Source organism: Streptomyces sp. NPDC048275 (assembly GCF_040652275.1).
GTDB lineage: Bacteria > Actinomycetota > Actinomycetes > Streptomycetales > Streptomycetaceae > Streptomyces.
The window spans coordinates 1-23,509 of record NZ_JBEZLR010000112.1 but is presented as its reverse complement, the minus strand read 5'-3'; the positions used below and the strand labels follow the sequence as shown (position 1 = coordinate 23,509).

Below are 23,509 nucleotides of genomic sequence, written 5' to 3'. Positions count from 1 at the left end.
TGGACGTTGCCGGACAGGAGTCGTCGTCGGAACCAGTGGGGGTGATGCCGCGTGAGAGCGAAGTGGTTAGTTGAGACGGCCGGGCTCGGTGCTCCCGTACCAGTCGACGTCGTCCGCGGCGGTGCGGACCACGACGGTCTTGACCCAGGTGAAGTCGTCGAAAGACTCCTGGCCGGCGTCCCTGCCGGCACCGGACTCCTTGACCCCACCCCAGGGGAGTGACGGCTCGAGCCGGTGGTGGTCGTTGACCCACACCATCCCGGCGACGACGCGATCCGCGACGCGGTGACCGCGCCCGATGTCCCGGGTCCAGACGCCGGCCCCGAGACCGAACCGGTTGTCGTTGGCCATCGCGACCGCGTCGTCCTCCGTGTCGAAGGGCACGACGACCGCGACCGGACCGAAGATCTCCTCGCGTGCGACGGTCATCGACATGGTGGCGTCGGCCAGCACGGTGGGCTGTACGTAGTAGCCGTCGCCCAGCTCGGCGGGCAGATCGGGAACGCCTCCGCCGGCGGTGACGCGGACGCCCTCCTCGATGCCGGTCGCGATCAGCCGCAGGACCTTCTCCCGCTGGACGCCGCTGATCAGCGGCCCGAGCTGGGTGCCCGGCTGGGCGGGATCCCCGATCCGGATCGCCGACGCCCGGGCGCTCAGCGCCTCGACGAAAGCGTCGTAGATCCCGCGCTGAACGAGGAACCGCGAACCGGCGACACAGGACTGGCCGGCTGCCACGAAAGCGGCGAAGGCCGCCCCCTCAGCGGCGACACGCGGGTCGATGTCGTCGAAGACGACGATCGGGGTCTTGCCGCCAAGCTCGGCGGTGACGCGGGCGAAGCGGGACGCGGTGGCGACCGCGGCAGCCCGGCCGGCCTCGGTGCCTCCGGTCAGGGTGACCTTGGCGATGTCCGGGTGCCCGGTGAGCCGCTCACCCACCTCCCGTCCGCCGGTCACCACGGAGACGACACCCTCGGGCAGCCCGGCATCGCGCAGGATGTCCACCAGCGCCAGTGTGGTCAGCGGGGTCATCTCGGAGGGCTTGATCACCACGGTGTTCCCGGTGGCCAGCGCGGCGGACAGACTGCGCGCCAGGATCAGCAGCGGGTGGTTGAACGGGGTGATGACGGCGCAGACGCCGAGCGGCGACCGTCGCTGGTACGTCAGGTAGGGGCCGTCGCTCGGCAGGACGGCGTCCCGCTGGGCGGCCAGCAAACCCGCGTTGTAGCGGAACCACTCCGGAACGCGCGAGAGCTGCGCCCTGGTCTCGGTGATGGGACGGCCGTTGTTCCGCGTCTCCAGCTGAAACAGCATCCCGCTGCTCGCCTCGATCGCGTCGGCGACCCGCAGCAGGTACCTGGCTCGTTCGCTGCGAGGCAGGCGAGGCCACGGACCGGACTCGAAGGCGGCCCGCGCCACCCGCACCACCTCGTCCACCTCGGCGACCGTGCTGTCCGCGATGGTGCGGATGACCTCGCCGGTGGCCGGGTTGCGAATGGCCCGAGCCCGGGAACCGGTTTTGTCCCCGGCTGTCGAGGTGGCGGCGATGTCCGTGCGCGAGGTGGTCGTCTCCGTCATGGGTTGCCCTTCGAGTGAAGCTGGACTGCGGGGTCCGGTACGTGACACACGCGGCCGGGCGTCAACGCCTCGGTACACCGGACTGCGGACGAGTATGCGGACGAGAAATGCGCATCTCTATGTTTGAGAGAACACACTTCATGCCACTCCATGTCGCTCAGAACACTCGGCCGGATGCCATCCTGGAGACATGCCGATGACATCACCGGGTGGCACGGGCAACGCCGCGTCGAGCGGAGCGGAATCGCTCGCCGAGCTCCGCCGCTGGTTGGATGCCGTGTACGCGCTCACCACAGCGGTGAACTCCGGGCGGAGCCTGCGGGAGGTCCTCGACCTGGTCGCGGAGACCGCGCGGTCCTTGCTGGGGTTCGACTTCTGCGGAGTCCTGATCCCCGATCCGGCACGGCGGAACCTGGTCATCGAGGGATGGAGCGGGCTGTCGGCCGAGTACGTCGCGCGGGTCAACTCGGACCGGCCCGTGCGGTTGCAGGGGGACAACGTTCACGATGCCCCGTCGAGTCGCGCCTTCCGGTCAGGTCTGCCCGTCGCGGTCCGTGACATCGCGGGCGAACCCCAGTTCACACCGTGGGGAGGGGTCGCGAAGGAACAGGGTTACCGATCGATGCTCTCCGTGCCGCTCGTCGCCGGGGCCGAGGTCGTCGGCACACTCAATGGCTACCACTCAGCGGTCCACACCTTCACCGACCACGAGATCGAGCGGCTCACGCTGCTGGCCAACCACGCCGCGATCGCACTCACCTCGGCGCAGATGGTAGAGGAGCTCCAGCAGCTCAACAGCTCGCTGCGCCGCCAGCGCGACCTGGTGACGAAATCGGAGCAGATTCACGAACGCCTGCTGGCGGTCGCGCTCCGGGCCGGCGGCCTGGACGGCATCGTCACGACGCTGGCGGACCTCGTGTCACGTCCCGTTCTCGTCGAAGATGCCCGGGGCACCGTGCTCGCTCGGACCGGTCCGCCCGCTCAGCTTCCGAGCACCGACGCCAGAGCCGGGCTGGCCCTCGATCCGGACGGCTACGGGCTGCAACAACCCGGCGCCGGGATCGTGCGGGAAAAGGGCGCCTACGTCACCGCCACGGTCCAACTGGCAGGGGAGGTCGTCGCCCGCGTGTGGCTGCCGCGCGGCGAGGCGGAGTTGTCACCGCTCGAAGAACGTGCCCTCGAACACGCGTCGATCGTGATCTCGCTCGAGCTGTTCCGTCTGCGCACCGGCGTCGAGGTCGAGCACCGGCTGCGAGGAGAACTGCTCGCCGACATCCTGAGCGGCACCCCCACCGACTCCCGCCCGCTGAGGGAGCGTGCCGATCGGCTCGGCCACGACCTGTCCCGCCCCCACGTCGCCTTCGTCGGACAACTAGACGTGGCAACCGAACCCCGGCGGTCCCTCGCCTACCAGCGCGCCCTGGCTCACGTGGCCGAACTCGCCGCCAAGTACACGCCGAGACCTCTGATCGCGATGCACAAGGGAGCGGTGGTCGCACTGTGGCCACTGGACAGCGTTCACTCGCCGGCAACGGCAGGTGCCACCGACGACAAGGAACGGATCGCCCTTGTCGCGTCCTCGGTACGGCGCGCAATGGCCTCGGTTCCGGACGCCGACGGGGCAACCGTCGCGGTGTCGGGCACCGAGCAACGGACTTTCCAGCAGGCATACCGGACTGCTCGCGGCGCACTCAACGTCGCGCTGCGCACCGGCCGTTGCGACACCACCGTGACGCCGGACCACCTCGGGGTCGCCGGCCTGCTGCTGCAACTCAACGACGCCCAGCAGTTGACCGCCTTCGCGGACCGCACATTGGCGGAGGTTCGGCAGCATGATCTGCGGCGTGGCACTCACCTTCTGCAGACGCTCCGCGTCTACCTGGACAGCCGACTCAGCAAGACGGAAGCCGCCCAGCGGCTCAACGTTCATCCCAACACGGTGAGCCAGCGCCTACGGCGGATCGAGGTGCTGGCGGGCCTCGACCTGTCCGCTCCATCAACCATCGTGGAGGTTGGTGCGGCTCTCATGCTCCTGGAAGTCGCCGAGGGCGGGCAATCAGCCTGACCCCTACAGCGCGCTTCCCGCCTTCCGGTGCACAGATCGTACGTATGCGGTCTGCAGCACCGCGTCAGCGCCGGCCCCTGATGGTGGGTCGGCGCTGACGCGGCGGATCGCTGGGTGTGTGGTCAGTGGGTGGTGTGGTTGCGGGTTCGGTGTTCGGTGGTCCAGTAGAGGAGTGCGATGAGGGGGAAGGCGGCGCCGAGGATGGAGAGTGTGGTCCAGCCGCCGGTGCGGTAGGCGAGGGAGCCGAGCTGGGAGCCGAGGGCGCCGCCGATGAAGAAGGTGGCGATGAAAGCGCTGTTGAGGCGGGCGCGTGCGCTGGGGTCGAGCTGGTAGATGGTGTGCTGGCCGAGAATGAGGGTGGTCTGCACTGCCATGTCGATGAGGATCGCGGCCAGCGCAAGCAGGATGATGTTGTGCTGCCCGAAACCGGCGAGGGCGAAGGCCAGTGCAGCGACAGCGAAGGCGGCGCCGGTCATGGGGCGGGTGAGTTTACGGTCGGCCCAGTGTCCAGCAAACGGGGCGATGGCCGCGCCAGCCGCCCCAACGAGGGCGAAGATGCCGACGCCGATGGCGGAGTAGTGGAAGTGGGGGCCGGTCAGGACGAAGGAGACGGTGGTCCAAAAGGCGCTGAACGCGCCGAACATCGCGGCCTGGTAGAGGCCTCGGCGCAGCAATGCCGGGTGGGTGCGCACCAGTTGCAGGGTGGAACGCAGGACCTGGGTGTAGGGGATGGTGGTGGTGGGGGCGTGGCTCGGCAGGGCGGTGCGCAGGGCCACGGCAAGAATGGCCATCAGAACAGCGGAGCCGAGGTAGACGACGCGCCAGCCGGCGAGGTCGGATACCAGACTGCTGACGGTGCGGGAGAGCAGGATTCCGGTGAGCAGGCCGCTCATCACCCGGCCCACGATCTTGCCGCGGGCGTGGTCGGGGGCCAGGTTCGCGGCGAAGGGGACCAGGATCTGGGCGACGACGGAGGTGGCTCCGCTGATCAGGGAGGCGATCAGCAGCATGGGGAAGCTGGTCGCGAAGCCGGCCACGGCGAGTGCCAGTGTGGTGACCGTCAGCAGTGTGGTGATCAGTCGGCGCTTTTCCAGCCGGTCGCCGAGCGGGACCAGGAACAGCATGCCGATCACGTAGCCGACCTGGGTCAGGGTGATCAGCCCGCCGGCGGCGGCCGTGCTGACGTGGAAGACATCGGCCAGCGAGGACAGCAGGGGCTGGGCGTAGTACAGGTTGGCGACGGTCATACCGGAGGCGACGGCCAGCAGCACGACGAGCCACCCGGGCACGCCGTGTGCGGCCTTGCCGGTGACAGACCCGCGCGGAACCTGACGGCCGGTGGCCTGGAGATCAGTGGACACGGACACCTTCTCGGGAAGAGAACCGCGTTGCACGGTTCGGGGATGCTTCACAGTGATCGAACAGCGCCATCGCTGGCCTCACGCAACCCTCAGCAACCGCCGGCCGCCCACGCTTCCCCCACCGAAGCGATGATCCGGGATAACGGTTATCTCCCTGCGAGATAGGCGGAGCCGGGAGTCCCTGGTCCGGGCCTGGGGTCCGCTTGCAGGACCCGGACACGCAGGGGTCAGGTCCTCCGGCACCGAAGGGTCGCGGCGAGCACAGCCGCACCGTGGGCGTCGCGAGGCCCCTCATGGATGTCCGACAGCCGCGACAGCTGGCCCCTGCCGCCCACCGGATCCATCTCAAGCCATGCGTTCGTACGCCCGGGCGAGCTGAACCTCATGACCAGCGGGCACGGAATCAACCACTCTGAGGTCTCCACCATCCGGACCACCGTCCTGCACGGCGTACAGCTGTGGGTGGCGCTGACTGAACAGCACCGGCATACCGCCCGCGACTACCAGCACTACGAGCCGGGTGCAACGACCGCACTGGCGATCAGTGCCTTCTTCGAGCACGGTCTTCTCGTCGACAGCGGGGAGGTCGAGATGGCGGGAACGCTGCTGCGCCCGGCCGAGCTCGGCCACCTCGGCCCCGGCAACGAAACGCTGACCCTGACGAACACGACGGACACTGCTGCCCGGATGGTCCTGCTCGGCGGGACACCGTTCGGGGAACAGATCGTCATGTGGTGGAACTTCATCGGCCGCAGCCATGAAGAGATCGTCCAGGCCCGGGACGAGTGTCAACAGGCGTCCGACCGGTTCGGCACCGTCGAAGGCTACGACGGTGACCGCCTTCCGCCCCCGCCCTGCCGAACGCCACCATCGCCCCGCGCAAAAACCCCGCAGCTCCGCCCCTGAAAGGCACGCGATGACACAGCCCGCCGACACCCCTGTCGTCGAGCGCGAGTGGATCACAAGCACCGCTGCGAAATCCTGGTCGACGGCACCCTTGCCGGCTTCACCGAATACCGTGACCGCGACGAGCAGCGCGTTTTCTGCCACACCGAAATCGACGACGCCTTCGCCGGCCAGGGCCTCGCCTCCGTGCTCGTACAGCAAGCCCTGCCCCGAGGTCCGGCACTGGCTGAGGGCGATACTGCACTGACCGGCCTCCGCCGTTTCAGCGGCGCAAGTGCCGGATGGGTTCGTCCCGCCCGGCGGCGTCCAGGTGCGGCGCAATGACGTGGCCTGGGGCGCGGTCTTCAGCATCGCTGAGCTCCAGGCCGCCGACGTCGACCGCTGCGAGTGCAGCGGTGAGCTGCAGCAGCGCGTCGGGCTGCGTCAGGCTCACATCGAGCAGCTCTTCCATGCGTTTCAGCCGCAGGCCCACGGTGTTCGGGTGCACGAACAGAGCTTCGGCCGTTCGCGCTGCGCTGAGGTCGTGGGCCAGGTACACACGCAGGGTGTGCATGAGTTGGGTGCTGCGGCGCCGGTCGTAGTCGAGGATCGGCGAGAGTACGCGGTCTGCGAATCGAAGCAGCTCCGAGGGGTCCTCGAGTTGAAGGAGCAGTCCCTGCACCCCCAACGCGCCGATTTCCACTGTGCGGTCGCGACCTCCGCGTAGTTGCGTGATCGTCAGCACGCCTCGCGTGCTACGGAACGCGGCCGGGTAGTCGGCCAGGTCCGTACATGGCCGTGAGACCGCGACAGTGACGGTGATCGGTGTGGCGCGTGCAACGGACCGGCGAATGGCGTCAGCAGCCGTCATCGTCTCCGGCGCGGTCTGTGTCCCGATCAGTGTCGTGCGCCAGGAAGAGTCGTCGGCGGACGAACCGCCCAGGGGCCACAGCAGGACGACGTCGTCGCCGTGACGGGCCACCAACGGGCGCGGGCTCTCCCGCGATGCCATGGCGTGGACGGCTGCTAGCACCTGGCGCGGCGCGTCGGTCCGTCGGACACGACCAGGTTCGACCGTGTCACTGTCCGTCCGGATCAGGAGCACGGCGTGCGGGCGACGGAGGTCGTGGCCGAGGCGGCCGGCCCGCGCGACAACGGTCGCCAGGGCGGTCGGCTGCTGGGCGAGCAGATCGGTCAGCAGTTCCCCGCGCAACCGCGATTCCACCTCAACGGCGGTCCGCTCCCGCAGCATTTCGAGGCCGGCCACCACGGCCGCGTGCTCGATGGCCCGGTGGCCGAGCGGCCCGAGCTCGGCCAGCTCTCCTGGTATCCACATGCGTGCAACGACATCCGTGTCGAGCACCACCGCGGACGTCACCCACGATGTCCCGGCATGGCCCGTACGTACCTGGGCGGCCTCGGCGGCAGAGCCTTCCGCGATCGACTGGCGCACTGCCGCAAGGTCGTCGAACTCGCCCGGCACCGCACCGTCGGCCCTCGCCTCAGTCAGTGCATTCCCGTAGGCGTCCTCGAACAGCACGGACCGCTCGAGCAGCGTCGCAAGCGCGTGCGCGACTCCATGGACGCCCTCGCCACGGAGGGCCACCTCGGTCAGCTGCCGGTGGATGTCGCCCGTGCGCTGCAGCAGCGCATGCTGCTCGCGCAGCGATTCGTTCAGTTGTTGCAGTTCGCCGATTGTCTGCCGTTCCTTGTCCCTCAGGCGGGCCGTCTCAATCGCGATGGCGGCCTGATTCGCCAGGGTGGTGACCAGTTCCTGCTCGTCGTCGGAGAACTCGTGGACGTCGGCTCGGTAGCAGGTCAGGGTACCGACACAGGAGCCCGTGGTCATCAGAGGTACGGCGATGATCGAGCGATACCCCTGTTCACCGGCCACCCCGCCCCATGCGTAGTCGGTCTCGGCGGTGATGTCGCTGAGCGCGACTGCGCGGCCCGTTCGGAACGCTCGACTGGACGGGGCCTCTCCGGGCTCCCCCGATCCGATGCGTACGGGGTGTTGGGCGTTCACGCCCGCGATGTAGGTGGCGGAGAGTCCGCAAGCTCCCTCGATGGCGAGGACCTTGTGCGGGGAGTCCAGCAGCAGCACAGCGCAGAAGTCGTACCCCATCAGTCGGCACGCCGTCCGGGCCACGAGATCGAGCAAGGAGTGCACGCTTCCGGTGCTGTTCACCGCCTCGGCCAGTTCTGCGATACCACCGAGCCAGGTCCTGAGTTCGGCGTGGTGATCGGCAGTGCTGTTGTCCACGAGGTGACTGTGGCATCTCACAGTTGAATCCTCAAGAGCTGTGAATTTTGGCATCTACGGAGCAAGGGCGCCGGCTGCCGGCGGCGAGCGGACGGAGAACTTCTCCGGAGCGGTGATCTCCACGGGCTGTCTGCCCGCGAAGATCACCGCGATACGTCAGCACGTGCACGCCGGTTCGCCGATGGCAGAGCCTACGGCCGGCCGCTCTCGGCGGCTCCGAATCCCGTGAGGGCCCGCAGCCGCAGATCCGCGAAACCGGGCTGCTGCTCTTCGCGCGCGGTGCACAGTGTGGCGACGATCGCCGACAGGAATGCCAGCGGGATGGACACGAGGCCCGGGTTCGCCAAGGGGAAGGGAGGCGTCACCTGGTGCAGGAACAGGCCGTGCGGGCCGATCACGGTGGGGCTGAGGGCGACCAGACCGACACAGGACACCAGCCCCACCAGGATGCCGGTGACGGCTCCGGCGGTGTTGAAGCGCTTCCAGTACAAGGACAGCAGAAGGACCGGGAAATTGGCACTCGCCGCCAGCGCGAACACCACGCCCACCAGGAACGCCAGGTTGACCTTCTGCATGCCGATCGCCAGCGCCACGGAGATCACGCCGAGCACGAGGGCCGTCATCCGGGCGACTTTGACCTCGCTCTGTTCGTTCGAGGCCCCCCGACGCAGTACACCGGCGTAGAAGTCATGCGCGAAGGATGCCGATGCGGTGAGCGTGAGACCCGCGACCACGGCCAGGATCGTCGCAAACGCGACCGCCGCGATGATCGCCATCAGCAACGTGCCGCCCATACTGCCCGCTCCGCCACCGAGGTACTGCGCCAGCAGCGGTGTGGCCATGTTGCCCGACTTGTCCGCTCCCTTGATCATTGCCGGTCCCACCAACGCCGCAGCGCCGAGCCCGAGGACGATCAGCCCCAGGTAGAAGACGCCCACGATGCCGATCGTCCAGTTGGAACTCGCGCGCGCGGATCGGGCGTCGGGGACCGTGAAGAAGCGCATCAGCACGTGCGGGAGACCCGCTGTGCCGAGCACTAGGGCCATGCTCAGCGACACGAGGTCGAGCCGGTTGGTGAAGTACGCACCGGAGCTCAGATACCTGTGCGCGTCGCCAGATGCCTGAGCGGCGCTCTCCAGCAGGTGGCCGACGGAGAAGTCGAAGCGTGCCAGCACCAGCACGGTCAGCAGGGCGGTGGCGACGAGCAGCAGCACCGCCTTGATGACCTGGACCCATGTGGTGCCGATCATGCCGCCGATCGTGACATAGAGAATCATCAACGCGCCGACACAGCCGATGGCGACGCCCCCGGCCAGGGTGCCGTGCAGGCCCAGCAGCAGGCCTATCAGTGCGCCGGCGCCGACCATCTGCGACGTCAAGTAGAAGATGTTGATGACCATGGTGGACGCCGCGGCCGCGGCACGCACAGGCCGCTGGCGCAGTCGGAACGCCAGGGCATCGGCCATCGTGTACGTGCCGGTGTTGCGCAGCAGCTCGGCGACGAGCACCAGCACGACCAGGAACGCCACCAGGAAGCCAACCAGGTACACGGCCCCGTCGAACCCGTACAGCGCGATCAGACCCGTCACCCCGAGCAAGGTCGCTCCGGACAGGTAGTCGCCTGCCACGGCGATACCGTTCTGCCAGCCGCGGATCCGCTGGCCGGCTGCGTAGAAGTCGGAAGCGGAACGGGTGCGCCGCCCCGCCACGTAACTGATGACGATCGTCGCGACGACAAACGCCGCGAACAGAGCGATGGACAGGATGCGATGTGAAGTTCCCCCCGGGGCCTGGACAGCGGGTGTTTACGCTGCGGGGGTGAGGTCCTGCCTGAGCAAGGTTCTCGTTTCGAGCGGGGTGACGTACCCGTACTCGGGATGCCTGCGGAGTCGGCTGCGGTTGTACTCGATCTCGATGTAGCGGAAGACGTCGGCCCGGGCAGCCTCGCGGGTCTCCCAGACGGTGGTACCGATCTCCGCTTTGAGGACGGCGAACCAGCTTTCCGCAGCAGCATTATCGTAACAAGAGCCGACACGTCCCATCGACTGCCTCATGCGCAACTGACGTATCTCGGCTCGGAATTCGTCACTTGTGTATTCGCTGCCGCGGTCGGTGTGCATGATGCAGTCGTCCTCCAGGCCACCGCGTCCGGCCGCCATCCGCAGGGCGGCGACCGGCAGCTCGGCGCGGTGGTGGCCGGCCATCGCCCAGCCGATCACCTCCCGCGTCGCGAGATCGATGCAGGTCGCCAGATACAACTTCCCTTCCAGGGTGACGAGTTCGGTCATGTCACCAACCAGCCGCATCCCGGGGCGGGGTGCGGTGAAGTCCCGGCCGATCAGGTCGGCGGCGAACACCGCCCGCTTCGCCTGCCGGGTCAGGCCCCGACGCCGACGGCGGGTGATCCCGACGATCCGGTGCTTGCGCATCAGCCGCTCGACCTTCTTCGGGTTCACCGCCCGCCCGGCCCGCCGCAGGGCGGCGTGAATCCGCGGGGCTCCGTAGGCGCCGCGCGATCCGGCGTGGAGCACTCGGATCTCGTCCACGAGGCGCTCCTCCTCGCGCCGTGCGGCCCGCCGCGCCGACGCGGCCGCCTGGTGCGCGTAGTAGGTAGAGCGCGGCACTCCCAGTGCACGGCACAGCAGCGCCACGCTGTGACCTGCAAGATGGCCGTCCGATGCCTTCTCCGCGTCGATGAAGCGGCACCGCGCGGCGGTGTCTACCTCATCTTGTCCTGCGCGAAGAAGGCGGTCGCTTTTCCCAGGATGTCGACCGTCTTTTCCAGCTCGCGGACCTTGCGCCGCAGCTGGGCGAGTTCTTCCCGCTCGGCGCTGGTCAGAGCCCCGGCAGGCCCGTCGCCCCGATCGACCTTGGCCTGCTTCACCCAGCCACGCAGACCCTCCGGACTCACCCCCAGGTCCCGGGCGACCTCGGTGACCGTCTTGTCCGACGACAACGCCAGCGCGACGGCATCCCGCTTGAACTCCGCCGTGTACCGCTTGCTCGTATTGCTCTTCTTGCTCACTACCTGTGACTGCTTCCTCCGGGACCTTCCGTCCCAGTATCAGGCTGTCCAGGTCAAAGGGGGAGCTTCAATGACTCACAGCGCAGCCTCCAGCGACCGTTCGGCCAGCGCCTCACGCACCTGCTGCGCCAGCGGGTCGAGCCTGCGCTCGGCGTACCGGCGGTAGGCGATCGCGACAAGGAAGGTCAGCGCAAAGTTTCCCAGCACCAACAGGTAGCCCACGGTGAGACGGCCGACCACGGCGACACTCATCGCCCGCGGCTGATAGGCGACCACCACCATGGTGGTGAGATAACAGCCGAGGAACACAACGACAGCGGGCCAGACGAAGGAGCGGTGACGCCGTTCCAGTTCCGTGAACAGCACCGTGGGGGACTCGATCGGCTTCGGTGGAATTGACATGGCGGCTCTCCTGATAACTGATGTGCAGGAGCGGGCTGATTGCCCTCGGATCCTGGACAACTCAGGGTGAGCGACCTGCCCATCCGGCGCCATGTCATGTTCCACAGCAAGAGCATCAGGGACTGTGGTTCCCCACAGGGGGCATGGGGCCGGGGTCCTGGGCACCGGCGCTTGCGCCCCGCACGGTCGCGCGCGTCCCACCGCGCCGCTCCTGCCTTCGGCGCCCCGCATTCACGTAGAGGACAGGAACTGGCGGCCGATGGTTGTGCCGAGTGAAGAACTTGAAGCCAGCTGCATCCCCATCCTCGACAAGGTGACCAGGTGCGCGAGCCGTTGCGCTTCCCAGTCTTCGAGGCTTCTGGCCGGCGGATCTTCAGGTGGTGCCCATCCGTTCATGGCATAGGCAAGCCCGGCGGCGTCACCGAATGCCTTCGAGGTTCCCGCCGCGGTGTGGGGTCGGACAGTGCCCGCGGCGTCGCCGAGCAACACCGCGTGATCGGCGACCATGCGGTGGGGCGAGAGATCAAATACTGGCTGCATGAAGACATGGGACAGGCGTACGAGGGCGGCGAACTGCGGCGGGAGCGAGTCGGCCGCCAGGGCGAAGAGCTCAGCGGTGATCTCCGGCGTCAACTCGCCCGGCGGAAGAAAATTGGCGAATCTCTTTCCGGAACTGCCGGTGAGGAGTCTCGGGAGATTTTGCTGGGCTGTATTCACGTACCACACCCAATTGACGCGTCGTGAACCTTCCTCACGCTCGCCGTTGGGCCCCGGTACCAGATAGCACAGCAGCTGCATGCCGCTCGCTCCGAAGAACGTGAATCGGCCCGAGAGAAGTTCAAGAAGATCGTCGGGAAGATCGGACTCGGGTTCCAGCCCGCGCCACGCGACATAGCCGGCGTAGGTAGTTTCAGCAGAAGGATCGAGCAATGTGCGTGTGGCGGAGCCGATCCCGTCGGCGCCAACCAGGAAGTTGCCTTGTGCGGTATACCCGCTGCCAAAGGTGGCTGTGACGTCGTGGCCTTCGACTTGTACGCTCTTGAGGGAACTGTCCAGGCGGTAGCACACGTCCGTGAGTGGCTCCCGTAGCGCGCGGTAGAGAGTGTCCCATGCGGTCATCAATTGCGGGGCGGCGTAACGTGTGGCTTTGCCATGGATATGTAGTTGCTGGCGTTCGTACAGTTCCACGCTCACCGATCGCGCCGTTACTCCCAGACGGGTCAACAGCGCCTCGACCTCCGGCTGCATGACGATTCCGGCGCCACGGGGCTGTGTCCTGCCGGCAGAACGCTCGTACACGGCGACCTCCGCGCCGATGGACCGCAGTTCGTGTGCGGCCGCCAAGCCGCCGACGGATCCGCCGATGACCAGTGCCTTGAACGCGGTCTTCTCTCGCATGGTAAACACCAGATCCCTCTGGATCGTGCCAAGTTCGGGAGACAGGGCGGGCGGTCACCTCAGCGGACGGGAGCAGCGTCGCTGGGATGCCGTTCGGAACGAATGGGGCCGTCGATCGCCGAAAGCGCTCGTCCGCTGCGGCCGTGCCGTACGGCGATGAGCTCGGCCGCGATGGACACGGCGGTCTCCTGCGGCGTGGACGCGCCCAGGTCGAGACCCACGGGCGAACGCAACCTGGCCAGTGCGGCGGGTGACACACCGGCCTCACGAAGGTCTCGGACGCGAGCCGCCTGCGTTCGACGGGAGCCGAGTGCACCCACGTAGGCAAACGGTCTGCGCAGTGCCTCGACGAGCAGGGGCACATCGAACTTCGGGTCGTGGGTCATGACGCACACCACTGTTCGGCGATCGGTTTCCGCGGCCGCCAGGTATCGGTGTGGCCAGTCGACCACCACTTCGTGGGCGGAAGGGAATCGCTCCGGCGTGGTGAAAGTCGGGCGTGCGTCGCACACCGTGACGCGGTACCCGAGAAACGCCCCGATCTCGGCCACAGCGGCGGCGTGGTCATTGGCCCCGAAAACCAGCAGCCGAGGACTGGGCGACCATGACTCGAGCAGAACACGGGTCTCCCGTGGTTCAGTGGAGCCGCCCGTGCCGTACACCCCCACCCTGGTGTCGTCCAGGCCCAGCATCATGCGGGCATCGGCCAAGACGGCTTCATCCAGGCCCGGTTGTCCGGTAGTCCCCAGGTGCCGGTCTTCCAGCAATACGATCGTTCGTCCGATCTGGCCGTCGGCGCCGGTCATCACCCGTGCCACGACGGCCGGCCGCTCGGCTTCCACAGCCCGGTGCCCGGCAGCAAGGACACGAGCCGTTTCCCCCTCCACGGCCTGCACGAAGACATCGATCTCTCCCCCACAGGTCAGTCCGGCGGCGAACGCGTCGTCGTCGGAGTACCCGAAGCTTGCGAGCTGCGGCTGCCCCGAGGACCGCGCCTCTCGCGCCAGTTCGTACACCGCTCCTTCGACGCAGCCTCCCGAGACACTGCCCACAACCGTGCCGTCAGCGTGCACACACAGGGCCGCCCCCGGCTGCAGAGGCGCGCTGCCTCGCACAGCCACGACGCTGGCGACGGCGTAGGGGACACCGGACGCGTGCCACTCGAGCAGACGTGAGGCCAGTTGTCGCATGCAAGTTCTCCCGATGGGCTGTCAGGTACGGGCAGTTGGCTCAGCGGTGGGCGTCATGCCCAGGAACACGCGGCCGTTCGTTTCGAGCGCCGCGGCGTCGATTCCGTTGTCCAGGAGGAAGCCAACAGGGTCCGGCTGGGCCATCTCGAAGGGGTAGTCGCTTCCGCACAGGATCCGGTCCGGCGAGGCGTGAAAGCGGAGCAGTCTCAGTACCTCGGGGTCATGGGTGATCGTGTCGAAGTAGAGCTGAGTGAACGATTCGGCCGGCGGGCGGCTGCTTCCCTGACGCACATCGTCGCGTGATCGCCACCCGTGTCCCCACCGCCCGATCAGGGACGGCGAGCAGCCTCCGCCGTGGACGAAGCAGATCCGCAGGTTCGGCAGTTCCTCCATGACGCCGTCCAGGAGCACCGACGCCACGGCGGTCGTGGTCTCCACCGGGTTGCCGATCAGGTTGACCAGATAGTGGTGCTCCCACTCGGGCCGCGGCAACTGCATGGGGTGGACCAGCACGGCGAGACCGAGCTCCGCGGCGACAGCGAGCACCTCGCGCATGACGCCGTCGCCGTAGGACCGGCCCTGCACGAGAGGCGGGACGGCGACGCCGGCGACACCCTCCGTCTTCGCCAGTCGCGTCAGCTCCCGCCGGGCGGCATCCACGTCGTCCAGGCGCACAAGTCCGAGTCCGACGAGTGTTCCGTCGGTGGTGGCCACGGCCTGGGCGAGCTGTTCGTTGTAGGAGGCGATGTAATCGTCCGCCTCGGCGGGCGCGTGGACGGGGAAGGCGAAGGGTGGTGCCGAGATGACGCGGGTACCGACGCCGGCCTTCACGGTGTCGGCGACGATGGTTTCAATGTCGGTCATCGCCGCGGTCGGGAACGTCAACCGGATGTCTCCGAGGAAGAGTTCACCGTCGCGGTCATTCATCCCTCCGAGCGGATTCCCCGGCGGCAGAGCGAGCAGTTCGCGCGGCAGCCAGTGCGCGTGGACATCGATGATCCCCGCACGAATGTCACCGGTTACAGCCATCTTCATCTCCTCGACCGTCCTCCACGGGGGACGGCTGATCACACGTGCCGCGGTCTCCCGCGGCACGCGGAGTTGTCAGGTTGTGGTTCGCTGCTGCTCCTTGGCAGCACGAGTGATCGCGCGTCGGATGGGTTCGTAGCCGGTGCACCGGCAGATGTTCGAGCCGACCAGACCTTCGACGCGCTCCGGATCGTCACCGATGGTGGGGTCGGACTCCAGCGCCCCGGCGGCCACCATGAGGAAACCCGGTGTGCAGAAGCCGCACTGCAGGGCATGCTCCGCGGAAAAGGCCCGCTGGAGCGGATGTGGCTCGCCGTCGGGTCCCGAGAGCCCTTCCACGGTGCGCACCGAACTGCCCTCGCACTGCACGGCGAACATGAGGCATGACCGGACGGCCTCCCCGTCCACCAGCACAGTGCACGCCCCGCAGATCCCGTGCTCGCAACCCAGGTGCGTGCCGGTGAGGCCGCAGTCCTCCCGCAGCACGTCGGCGAGGATGCGCCGTGGCTCCACGTCGAGCGGGTAGTCCTGGCCGTTCACGGTGAGGGTGATCTTCATCAGTGGCCTTCCTTGAGCGCGGCCACCCGCGATCGTTGGTCTGCGGCCGCTTCGCTCAGCGTTCTGCCGACCAGGACCGCGATGGCTTGGCGCTTGTACTCGACATCGGCGAACGGCTCGGCCAAAGGCGCGGCGTCCTGATCCGCGGCGATCCGGCCGGCCCGAGCGAACGGGTGGTTGTCGGGAAGCCGGTACCCCGTCGGGGGTGAGCCGACCTCGGCGCCGATCAGGGTTTGCTCGGCGGCGCGTGCCCGCACGGGCCTGTCGGCTGAGTTGACCAGTCCGATCCTCGCCTCGCTGATCACCCCGTCCCGCACGGTCAACGTCGCCGCGACGGCCACCTGGGCGAAGCAGAAGTGCGTGCGCCGGTGTTCGATGAAACCGACCCCGGTGTCGTCGCCGAGCAACGGGAGGCGCACAGAGGTGATGAGTTCCTGCGGTCGGCGCGCGGTCTGGTACGGACCGTGGAAGTAGTCACCGGCCGCGACCTCGCGCACCCCCTCGGGGCCCCGCAGTTCGACGACGGCATCAAGGGCGACGCCGATGGCACACCACTCCGAGGCGGGGTGTGCCCAGCCGAAGCTGCCCGCCATGGTTCCGCGGGAGCGGATGGGCGGATGGGCGATGTTGACGACGGCGCGGGAGAGCAGCGTGCCGAGCGGGCCCGGAACAGCCTCTGCCGACTCGAAGACCCGGTGGCGGATCAGGGCGCCGACGCGCAGCGTGCTGTCGTCCACGCTCATGTGGTCGAGCTCGGCGATGCGATTGATGTCGACCACCAGATCTGGGCGGATGCGCTGAAGGTGCATCTCCAGGATGAGGCTCTGTCCGCCGGCGAGCACCTGGGCCTTCCGCCCGGTGTCGCCGAGTGCGTCAACGGCCTCCTGCACCGTGCGCGGCACGACGTAGTCGAAGGCAGCGGGCTTCACCGGACCTCCTCCTCGAATTTCGGGGCGTGGGCCGCTCGCCACACCACGTCCGGGGTGAGCGGCATCTGCAGTAGGTCGGGGTCGGCGATGTGCAGCGCGTCGGCCACGGCGTTGACGATCGCGGCCGGAGTCCCGATACAGCCCGACTCTCCCGCCCCTTTCGCACCCAGTGGCGTGCTGGGACTGGGTGTGCAGGTGTCTTTGACCTCGATGGGCGGGACCTCGGTGTACGTCGGCAGCAGATAGTCCAGCAGGCCGTCGGCCAGCGCGGGCACGCCGTGTTCGTCGTACGTGAAGCCTTCGTACAGCGCCTGGCCAATGCCCTGCAGGGCCGACCCGAAGGCCTGCCCGTGCACCACCATGGGGTTGAGCACCACTCCGCAGTCGTCCACCGCCACCACCTGCAGTACGTTCACGGTGCCCAGTTCCGGATCGACCTCGGTAACAGCGGCGTGGGCACCGAACGGGAATGCCATGCCCGACTCGAACCGGTCGTCCACCCGCAGCGGGCCGGTGGCCTTCACCAGTTCACCCAGGTCCATGGCCGCCGAGCCGTCGTGGGCGGCATGCACCGCGCCGTCGGACCAGGCCACCTCGTCCACCGGCATCTCCCACAGCGTCGCCGCCCGCCCCCGGGCCTCCTCGATGAGGAGGGTCGAGGCGTGCTGCAACAGCGCCCCCACCACCTGTGCCGAACGGCTTGCGAAGGAGCCCAGCCCCTCGGGCTGTTCGTCCGTGTCTCCCTCCACGAGCCGCACCCGCTCCTCGTCCACGCCGAGGGTCTTGGCGACCAATGCGGGGAAGACCGTCTCGTGGCCCTGGCCGCTGGGGGCCGCGCCACACCGGGCAGTGACGGTGCCGTCTTCGTGTACCTCGATGCTGCCGAACTCGTGCAGTCCGCCCGGTTCACCTCCGGAGCGTTCCACGTAACAGGACAGGCCGATCCCCAGCGGCAGGGCGTCCGGGTCGCTGCGGCGCCGGGCCTGTTCGGCACGCCACCTGTCGTAGTCGAGCGTCTCAAGGGCCAGGTCGAGGGCGGCGGCGTAGTTCCCGCTGTCGTAGCGCCGGCCGGTGGGTGTGTCGTACGGGAAGGCCTCGGGCGGGATGAAGTTGCGTCGCCGGAGTTCGGCCGGGTCCATGCCCAGTCGGCGGGCCAGTACGTCCATCGACCGTTCGAGCGCGATCGCCGCTTCGGGCCGGCCGGCGCCCCGATAGGGGTACGTGAGCATCGTGTTGGTGAGCACCGACCGGAGGGTCGCGTGGACCCGGGGAGTGGTGTACGGACCCGTCGCCATCCAGGCCGTCTGCATCGGCAGCCCGACCCCGAGGTGCGGATAGGCACCGACGTCGGCATCGATCTTCAACTCGTAGGCGAGCAGCCGTCCTTCGGCGTCGGCGGCGAGCCGGACCTGCTGGTCCTGCCCCCGGCCACGGGTCGCGACCAACATGGACTCCAGACGGTCCTCGATCCATCGGACGGGCCGTCCGAGCTTGACCGCCAAATAAGCGACCACGACGAACTCCGGGAACGCCGCGCTCTTCGACCCGAAGGCGCCCCCGGTGTCCGGCACCACCACGCGCACCCGGTCGACCGACCAACCGAGCAGTGCGGCCAGTTCCCGGCGCAGCCGATGGGGCATCTGGTGCCCCACCCAGACCGTCAGCCGGTCTCCCTCGGGCACGGCGAGAATCGTCCTGCACTCCATGGGACTGGGCATCAGTAGCTGCTGGCGGTACCGGCCCTCCACCACGGCCGCCGCCTCCTGCCAGACGGAGTCCTCGATCGGCTCGCCAGTTTCCCCCTGCAGAGCGATGTTGCTCAGGCCGTCGAAAAGACGAACAGAGTCGTCCGATGCGGCGGACGTCGTCACCACCGCAGGCAGCGGATCGATCCGGAAGGTGACCTCGGCAGCCCCGTCCTCGGCCCGGTAGCGGTCCTCGCCCAAGACCACTGCCAGTGCCTCGCCCGGGTACCGAACCCGCTCTTTCACGAGCGCCGGCCACTCTCGGCCCGCCACGGCCTCCTCCGTGGACAGCTTCGCAAGCAACGTGTATGGCACCGGAGGCAGGTCTTGCAGGTGGGCGGCCGCCTGCACGCACGGGGGCATCTCCGCGAGGTCCGCTGCAGACCAGACCCCCACCACGCCGGGTACCTCCCGCGCGGCGGCGCAATCCAGCTCACGCAGCATGCCGTGGGCGACTTTGCTTCTCACGAACACAGCGTCCAAGCAATCCGGCACTTCGATATCGGCGACGTAGCGGCCTCGGCCGGTGAGCAGCCGTTTGTCCTCGCGCCTTGTCCATTGCTCCACGACTACACCTCTGCTGCTCCACGACTACACCTCTGCGCATTGCGCGTTGTTGCGGGATCTACCACGTGTTCGCCATACGCATAGGGATGCGTCAGATCGAGTAAGAACCGAAGCTCGTCCCCGGTCGATCTCCTTGACGACCTGGGACATGTGCGAGCGCCACGCCATCGCGACTCGCACCTTGACTGGCGGAATCAATATAGCCGCCCGAAGGCGCGCACGCAGAGCGGCACAGAGGCTGTGCGCTGCGGAAACAGACCTTGTGCACTGTGGTGCACGGGCGGCGGATCGTGCCTGTGATCCTCACTTCGGGCGTCTGGAGTGCGTCTTCCGTAAATATCCCGGGGCCCGGATCACATCCTTTACCCGCCGGTATTCATGTTGGTTCGATGCATACCTGGCGGCAATGCCCGCCATCGTGCGCCGGAGGGCTTTGACGGCTCGCGGAATGTGGAAACGCAGGACGTCTGCTGTGAGTTCCCTGCCTTTTATCTACCCCTTCATCTCTGGCAGAGATGACCGTTGTCACAGGTCATCGCCGTAGCTGCGGAAGCACAGACGGAGCTCACGGGTTCGTCACTCGTAAGAGCACCGAAAACCGCTCGCTCACAAACTGCTCGCTCACCGCGAAGCGGTCCCATCCGCGACGACCATCCGGTTTCTCCTCCCGGGAAGGATCCCGTCCGTGTCCACTGAGCCCTTTCCAACCTCACGCTGAGGCGTGGCGAAGGACGACGATGGCCTTCACGATGTCGGTGATCCGGTTCGCGCTGCAGCGGAGCTTCCTGAGCAGGCGCCAGCCCTTCAGGACTGCCATGGCCTGCTCGCCGACGCACCGGATCTTGGCGTGGCTGCTGTTGTGCCGTCGCTTCCATCGCTTGAGCCGGCGGCCCCGGAAGGGCACGCGGACGAGGCGGCCGGCACCTTGGTATGCCTTGTCCGCCCAGCATTTCAGCCCAACGGCGGCGAGGGCATCGATGATTCCGTGGCTGCGGGCGGCGGTCAGATCGTGGGTCGCTCCGGGCGGGGCAGGGGATGCCCACAGCCAGGGTCGGCGCCAGGGCGGCCAGCACCTCGATGGCCTCGCGTATGTAGCGGTAGGCGGTCGCGATGCCGATACCGAACCCGGCAGCGAGCTGGGCGTAAGTGTCACCGCACCGCAGATGAGCCAGGGCAAGCAGAGACTGACGGCTGACGGCTGACGGGCAGACGCCGCCATCGCGCGCCGATCTCCCGCTGACGAGCAGCCAGTTGCCTGGCCAGGTGCCCCAGCGCGCGGCTGGACAGATCGATCGATGACGGGTAGACAAAGCGGGGGAAGACCTGACCGGGCCTTGGCCCAAGGCCGGGCCCGCCTGCGGAGAAGCCGCACCTCCGCTGCTGCGAGGGCTTCCACGACACCAACCTGGCGCACGCCGACCAGATCTGTTTCGGGCCCTGGTGGGAGGTGCCCATGTCGCTGCCGCCTGTGGACGAGTCGGACGACGACGGCTCGCACTTCCGGCTCGGCGTCGTGCAGCACGTCGACGACGACCAGCCCAAAAATCGGGGTCGGCGTCGACGACAGTCGTCGCGGAGGGGCCTCCCTCTGCGAGCAACCACACCACACCACCGCCCCACAAGTAGCCCCCCCGTCATGCATTATTGGCCGCTTACGCAACTGTTTAGGCTGTGGCTCGACCAGAAGATCCTGTTCAGGGTCCGTTCCCGCGGGCGTCTGGCCGCCGGGCGCCTCGGCGCGAGGACGCGGCACCCCGGCCTGGGGCTGTTCGGGATCGCCCGGCTCCGGGCTGTCCGGCTGCCCAAAGTCGCTGGGCCCGCCACGCTCCGGTGCTGACGACTCTTCGTCCGTGCCGGGCTCTTCGTATCTGCCGACCGGTGCTGCTCCCTCGGACCGAGCATCGGTGTTCTGGGGGTTTGCGGGCGTGGCGTCCGAGTTGCAGGCTCCCTCGAACCAGTGCAGCTCGCCGGACTCCTCCACCGTGACCAGGCCGACCGCGACCATCAGGTCGAGCAGGATGTGCGCCTGCTTGATGCGCTCCTGGCCGGCGCGAGCGGCCACCATGAGCTTGGCCACCAGCCCTTCACGGGAGACGGGACCGTAGCGGCAGCGCTCCCTGACAGTCCGCGCGAACCACTGCCCCTTCCACTTGGCCCGCAGTGCCTCAAGCCCCTCGGCCTCGCCGCGCGCGAAGGCCCGGGCGACGTACCGGCCCTTGTCGCTGGGTAGATACGTTGCCCGCCTGTGCCCCTTGGTGAGCAGACCGCTGTTCATCGCGAACACCGGGACCAGCCCGCAGTTCTTGGCGGCGATCCCTGTCGCGGTTGCCAGTTCCGTCGCTCCCACCGGGTCGATGGCCGAGCAGGCGGCTGCGATGACCAGCAGATGCTGATCCGCACGCAGTTTGGGCGACGGCATCAGCCGCTCCTCGGGCCCCAGCCTGGCGCGGCCGGTGACCGGCGGCGTTCCTGTCTGTCGAATCGACACTGTTGACACCATTCCTTTCAGGCAGACCAGGGCAGAGGCGTGACCAGCCGTCAGATCGACTTGCTACTCTGATAGCAACCCGTGGTTGGGCGAGGTGCGCAAGTCGGCATCCCGTCCGTCACACTGGTCGCATGCCCGGAGGAACGAGACGTGGGAAGAAGCCGCGCGACTACGCCGTGTCCGGCGACTGGCCGTACTCGGTGATGGACAGCGTCCGGCAGGCGCAGGTGGGGCAGGCCGTTGCCCGGGCCCTGGCAGAGGCGATGGAGCGACGCGGCTTCTCGGCCAACGCATTGGCCGACGCCTCCGGCGTCAACCGGCAGGTCATCTCCAACATCCTCGCCGGAACCGTATGGCCCGACATGTTTACGCTCGCGAGTCTTGAGGCCTCGCTCGACGAGATGCTCTGGCCGCGTCACACCGAATGGCCGATGGACGATGACGGTGCCCGCCACCAGCCCATTCCCTTGCATCGACGCAGCTACGAGGGATAGTTGACGGCCAGGCCGAACGGTCTGGAAAAGTCCGATGATGTGTCCGTCGCATAGGGGTCGACCTCCCGATCGGGGGAAAAGGCAGGCCGAACACCCCCCTCGTCCGAGAAGGACCCGGTAGCGTTGGGGTGCGGCCCAGAGTCGTCAGACCGCCCCCCGCGCGTGCTGCGTCGGCCTAGGAACCTTGCTGGCGCGCGGGAGGCGGTCGCCTGGTGGGACCTTCTAGTGCGGGGTTCCTCAAACGGTGTACGTGTAGCGGCGTCTGAGGGTTCGGGTGGGTGGTGCGGGCTTGCCCCAGATCCAGGGTCTGGCGCGGGTGTTGAGCTGGTCGGTGGCGACGCGGGTGGCGTGGGTGATGTGGTCGCGATCGCCGAAGGAGCGTCCGGCCAGGGCAGTTTTGCGGAAGATGCGCCACCAGCCCTCTTGAAGGTTGAGCCAGCAGGCACCGACCGGTATGAACACGTGCCTGATGCGGGGATGTTCCTCGAGCCAGGTCCGGGTGGACACGCTGTTGTGGGAGGACAGATTGTCGGTGATCACGTAGATGTCCCCGACGGGGTTGGCGTCCTCTACCAACTGGAGGAACTGCTGGTAGAAGGCACTGTTACGGGAGGTGGCCGTCATCGTGACCTCGTGGCCGTCCCGGACGCGTAAGGCGCCGTAGGCCCAGGTTTTCTCCGGTCCGCGGGAGTAGTCGAGCTCGTTTTTGATGCGGTGTCCGTCCGGCGACCAGCCCGGTGCCGGCGGGAAGGTGCGTGGGATCACCGGGCCGAGTTCGTCGGCGCAGACCACCGTCGCGCCGTCGGGCGGGCTGGTGTAGAGCTCGACGATCCGCGTCCTTTTCCCTCGAAGTCCGGATCCTTCGAGCGGGTCCACGAGCGCGTGCGCCGCCAGCGCACCCCCTCGGCCAGCAGGATTCGGCGCACCTGGGAGCGGCTGACCTCAATGCCCAGGTCCCGGGCCGCGGCGGCCAGCGCGTCCAAAGTCCACTCCGAGGGCCCTGACTCGTCCGCGGCCCACATCTCGTTCGACGGCTGCACCTCCAGCCGACCCGGCGGCGTCAGCTTGACCAGGCCGACGATCCTCGAGCGCTCGGCCTCGGTGATCCTTCGCCTGCGTCCCTGCCCGCCCAGATCCTCCAGTCCCTCCAGCCCGCAGCGGTTGAAGCGGTGCAGCCAGCGGCGCACCGTCTTCTGACCGCACCTCAGCTCGTCGGCTATCTGCGGGACCAGCCACCCGCCCCAGCTCAGCTCCACCATCCGGCAGCGCTCCACCACAACCTTCGGCGCCTTTCTGGCCGACGCCAGGCGGTGGACCACCGCTTGCTCGCCCTCATCACGGCCCGGCCGTGCCCTCAGTACCACTACCCAGCACCCGCCCCCGAGCACCCGCAACTGCCCCGCTACCAGCAGCTATACCCACCGAAAGCGGAATCCAGCACTAGTGTCTCGTGATCCTGTTCATGGAACCTTAGGCTTCCGTCATCGTTGAGTCTGGTATGGATCTCTCCTCTGAACAGATGGCAGAACTGCGGG

The 23,509-nt window shown here is 67.9% G+C and carries 19 protein-coding genes and 1 pseudogene; 4 read left to right on the top strand and 16 right to left on the bottom strand.

The genetic code is table 11. The annotated features are described in order from the left end of the window. Positions 1 to 66: 66 nt before the first annotated feature. Complete coding sequence (locus tag AB0D57_RS40265) at positions 67 to 1,575, bottom strand: aldehyde dehydrogenase (RefSeq protein ID WP_362085542.1); 1,509 nt, start codon at positions 1,573 to 1,575, stop codon at positions 67 to 69. Between the two features lie 196 nt (positions 1,576 to 1,771). Between AB0D57_RS40265 and AB0D57_RS40260 the strand changes: the two genes are divergently transcribed. Further along, positions 1,772 to 3,640, top strand: coding sequence for a GAF domain-containing protein (locus AB0D57_RS40260; RefSeq protein WP_362085539.1), 1,869 nt, complete (start codon positions 1,772 to 1,774; stop codon positions 3,638 to 3,640). Between the two features lie 122 nt (positions 3,641 to 3,762). Here AB0D57_RS40260 and AB0D57_RS40255 read toward each other — a convergent pair whose 3' ends face one another. Next, the gene (locus AB0D57_RS40255) at positions 3,763 to 5,001 is read right to left on the bottom strand and encodes an MFS transporter (RefSeq protein ID WP_362085536.1); all 1,239 of its coding nucleotides are present in this window, start codon (positions 4,999 to 5,001) and stop codon (positions 3,763 to 3,765) included. A 297-nt stretch (positions 5,002 to 5,298) separates the two neighbouring features. Here AB0D57_RS40255 and AB0D57_RS40250 point away from each other — a divergent pair, with 297 nt between their 5' ends. Both AB0D57_RS40250 and AB0D57_RS40245 read left to right on the top strand, forming a co-directional pair. After that, on the top strand, positions 5,299 to 5,907 hold the full coding sequence (locus AB0D57_RS40250; protein ID WP_362085533.1) for a pirin-like C-terminal cupin domain-containing protein: 609 nt from the start codon (positions 5,299 to 5,301) through the stop codon (positions 5,905 to 5,907). A 48-nt stretch (positions 5,908 to 5,955) separates the two neighbouring features. Next, the gene (locus AB0D57_RS40245) at positions 5,956 to 6,231 is read left to right on the top strand and encodes an N-acetyltransferase (RefSeq protein ID WP_362085530.1); all 276 of its coding nucleotides are present in this window, start codon (positions 5,956 to 5,958) and stop codon (positions 6,229 to 6,231) included. Here AB0D57_RS40245 and AB0D57_RS40240 read toward each other — a convergent pair. From AB0D57_RS40240 to AB0D57_RS40185, 12 genes and pseudogenes are all read right to left on the bottom strand, one after another. Beyond that, positions 6,170 to 8,149, bottom strand: a complete 1,980-nt coding sequence (locus AB0D57_RS40240) for a GAF domain-containing protein (RefSeq protein WP_362085527.1) — start codon at positions 8,147 to 8,149, stop codon at positions 6,170 to 6,172. The two genes, AB0D57_RS40245 and AB0D57_RS40240, sit on opposite strands and share 62 nt — an antisense overlap. Positions 8,150 to 8,340: 191 nt before the next feature. Then, entirely contained in the window at positions 8,341 to 9,915 is a 1,575-nt protein-coding gene (locus tag AB0D57_RS40235) for a cation acetate symporter (protein WP_362085567.1), read from the bottom strand. A gap of 39 nt (positions 9,916 to 9,954) precedes the next feature. Continuing rightward, complete coding sequence (locus AB0D57_RS40230) at positions 9,955 to 10,845, bottom strand: IS3 family transposase (protein ID WP_362085564.1); 891 nt, start codon at positions 10,843 to 10,845, stop codon at positions 9,955 to 9,957. 23 nt (positions 10,846 to 10,868) lie between these two features. Next, positions 10,869 to 11,174 carry a transposase gene (locus AB0D57_RS40225; protein ID WP_362085524.1) on the bottom strand — a complete coding sequence of 102 codons (306 nt, stop codon included), beginning with the start codon at positions 11,172 to 11,174 and terminating at the stop codon, positions 10,869 to 10,871. Positions 11,175 to 11,249: 75 nt separating this feature from the next. Continuing rightward, the gene (locus tag AB0D57_RS40220; protein ID WP_362085521.1) at positions 11,250 to 11,576 is read right to left on the bottom strand and encodes a DUF485 domain-containing protein; all 327 of its coding nucleotides are present in this window, start codon (positions 11,574 to 11,576) and stop codon (positions 11,250 to 11,252) included. A gap of 231 nt (positions 11,577 to 11,807) precedes the next feature. After that, positions 11,808 to 12,974, bottom strand: coding sequence for an FAD-dependent monooxygenase (locus AB0D57_RS40215; RefSeq protein ID WP_362085518.1), 1,167 nt, complete (start codon positions 12,972 to 12,974; stop codon positions 11,808 to 11,810). A 59-nt stretch (positions 12,975 to 13,033) separates the two neighbouring features. Next, positions 13,034 to 14,164, bottom strand: coding sequence for an XdhC/CoxI family protein (locus tag AB0D57_RS40210; protein WP_362085515.1), 1,131 nt, complete (start codon positions 14,162 to 14,164; stop codon positions 13,034 to 13,036). 21 nt (positions 14,165 to 14,185) lie between these two features. Beyond that, the gene (locus tag AB0D57_RS40205) at positions 14,186 to 15,193 is read right to left on the bottom strand and encodes an amidohydrolase family protein (RefSeq protein WP_362085512.1); all 1,008 of its coding nucleotides are present in this window, start codon (positions 15,191 to 15,193) and stop codon (positions 14,186 to 14,188) included. A gap of 75 nt (positions 15,194 to 15,268) precedes the next feature. Beyond that, on the bottom strand, positions 15,269 to 15,751 hold the full coding sequence (locus AB0D57_RS40200) for a (2Fe-2S)-binding protein (RefSeq protein ID WP_362085509.1): 483 nt from the start codon (positions 15,749 to 15,751) through the stop codon (positions 15,269 to 15,271). Beyond that, positions 15,751 to 16,680, bottom strand: a complete 930-nt coding sequence (locus AB0D57_RS40195) for an FAD binding domain-containing protein (RefSeq protein WP_362085506.1) — start codon at positions 16,678 to 16,680, stop codon at positions 15,751 to 15,753. Before AB0D57_RS40195 ends, AB0D57_RS40200 begins: the two co-directional genes overlap by 1 nt. Continuing rightward, positions 16,677 to 18,893, bottom strand: coding sequence for a xanthine dehydrogenase family protein molybdopterin-binding subunit (locus AB0D57_RS40190; RefSeq protein ID WP_362085503.1), 2,217 nt, complete (start codon positions 18,891 to 18,893; stop codon positions 16,677 to 16,679). The genes AB0D57_RS40195 and AB0D57_RS40190 overlap by 4 nt, the downstream gene beginning before the upstream one ends. An 808-nt stretch (positions 18,894 to 19,701) precedes the next feature. After that, positions 19,702 to 20,285, bottom strand: a pseudogene (locus AB0D57_RS40185) (transposase family protein). A 1,326-nt stretch (positions 20,286 to 21,611) separates the two neighbouring features. On the opposite strand from AB0D57_RS40185, the gene AB0D57_RS40180 reads away from it, so the two are divergent. Beyond that, positions 21,612 to 21,974, top strand: coding sequence for a helix-turn-helix transcriptional regulator (locus AB0D57_RS40180; protein WP_362085500.1), 363 nt, complete (start codon positions 21,612 to 21,614; stop codon positions 21,972 to 21,974). A 237-nt stretch (positions 21,975 to 22,211) separates the two neighbouring features. Here AB0D57_RS40180 and AB0D57_RS40175 read toward each other — a convergent pair whose 3' ends face one another. Continuing rightward, positions 22,212 to 22,766, bottom strand: coding sequence for a transposase (locus tag AB0D57_RS40175; RefSeq protein WP_362085497.1), 555 nt, complete (start codon positions 22,764 to 22,766; stop codon positions 22,212 to 22,214). Further along, the gene (locus tag AB0D57_RS40170; RefSeq protein ID WP_362085494.1) at positions 22,736 to 23,293 is read right to left on the bottom strand and encodes a helix-turn-helix domain-containing protein; all 558 of its coding nucleotides are present in this window, start codon (positions 23,291 to 23,293) and stop codon (positions 22,736 to 22,738) included. Before AB0D57_RS40170 ends, AB0D57_RS40175 begins: the two co-directional genes overlap by 31 nt. Positions 23,294 to 23,509: the final 216 nt, after the last annotated feature.

Bases quoted from the DNA above. Each gene is read 5' to 3' on its own strand.
- AB0D57_RS40265 (WP_362085542.1), bottom strand. From the start codon at position 1,575: ATGACGGAGACGACCACCTCGCGCACGGACATCGCCGCCACCTCGACA.
- AB0D57_RS40260 (WP_362085539.1), top strand. From the start codon at position 1,772: ATGACATCACCGGGTGGCACGGGCAACGCCGCGTCGAGCGGAGCGGAA.
- AB0D57_RS40250 (WP_362085533.1), top strand. From the start codon at position 5,299: ATGTCCGACAGCCGCGACAGCTGGCCCCTGCCGCCCACCGGATCCATC.
- AB0D57_RS40220 (WP_362085521.1), bottom strand. From the start codon at position 11,576: ATGTCAATTCCACCGAAGCCGATCGAGTCCCCCACGGTGCTGTTCACG.
- AB0D57_RS40215 (WP_362085518.1), bottom strand. From the start codon at position 12,974: ATGCGAGAGAAGACCGCGTTCAAGGCACTGGTCATCGGCGGATCCGTC.
- AB0D57_RS40210 (WP_362085515.1), bottom strand. From the start codon at position 14,164: ATGCGACAACTGGCCTCACGTCTGCTCGAGTGGCACGCGTCCGGTGTC.
- AB0D57_RS40205 (WP_362085512.1), bottom strand. From the start codon at position 15,193: ATGGCTGTAACCGGTGACATTCGTGCGGGGATCATCGATGTCCACGCG.
- AB0D57_RS40200 (WP_362085509.1), bottom strand. From the start codon at position 15,751: ATGAAGATCACCCTCACCGTGAACGGCCAGGACTACCCGCTCGACGTG.
- AB0D57_RS40180 (WP_362085500.1), top strand. From the start codon at position 21,612: ATGCCCGGAGGAACGAGACGTGGGAAGAAGCCGCGCGACTACGCCGTG.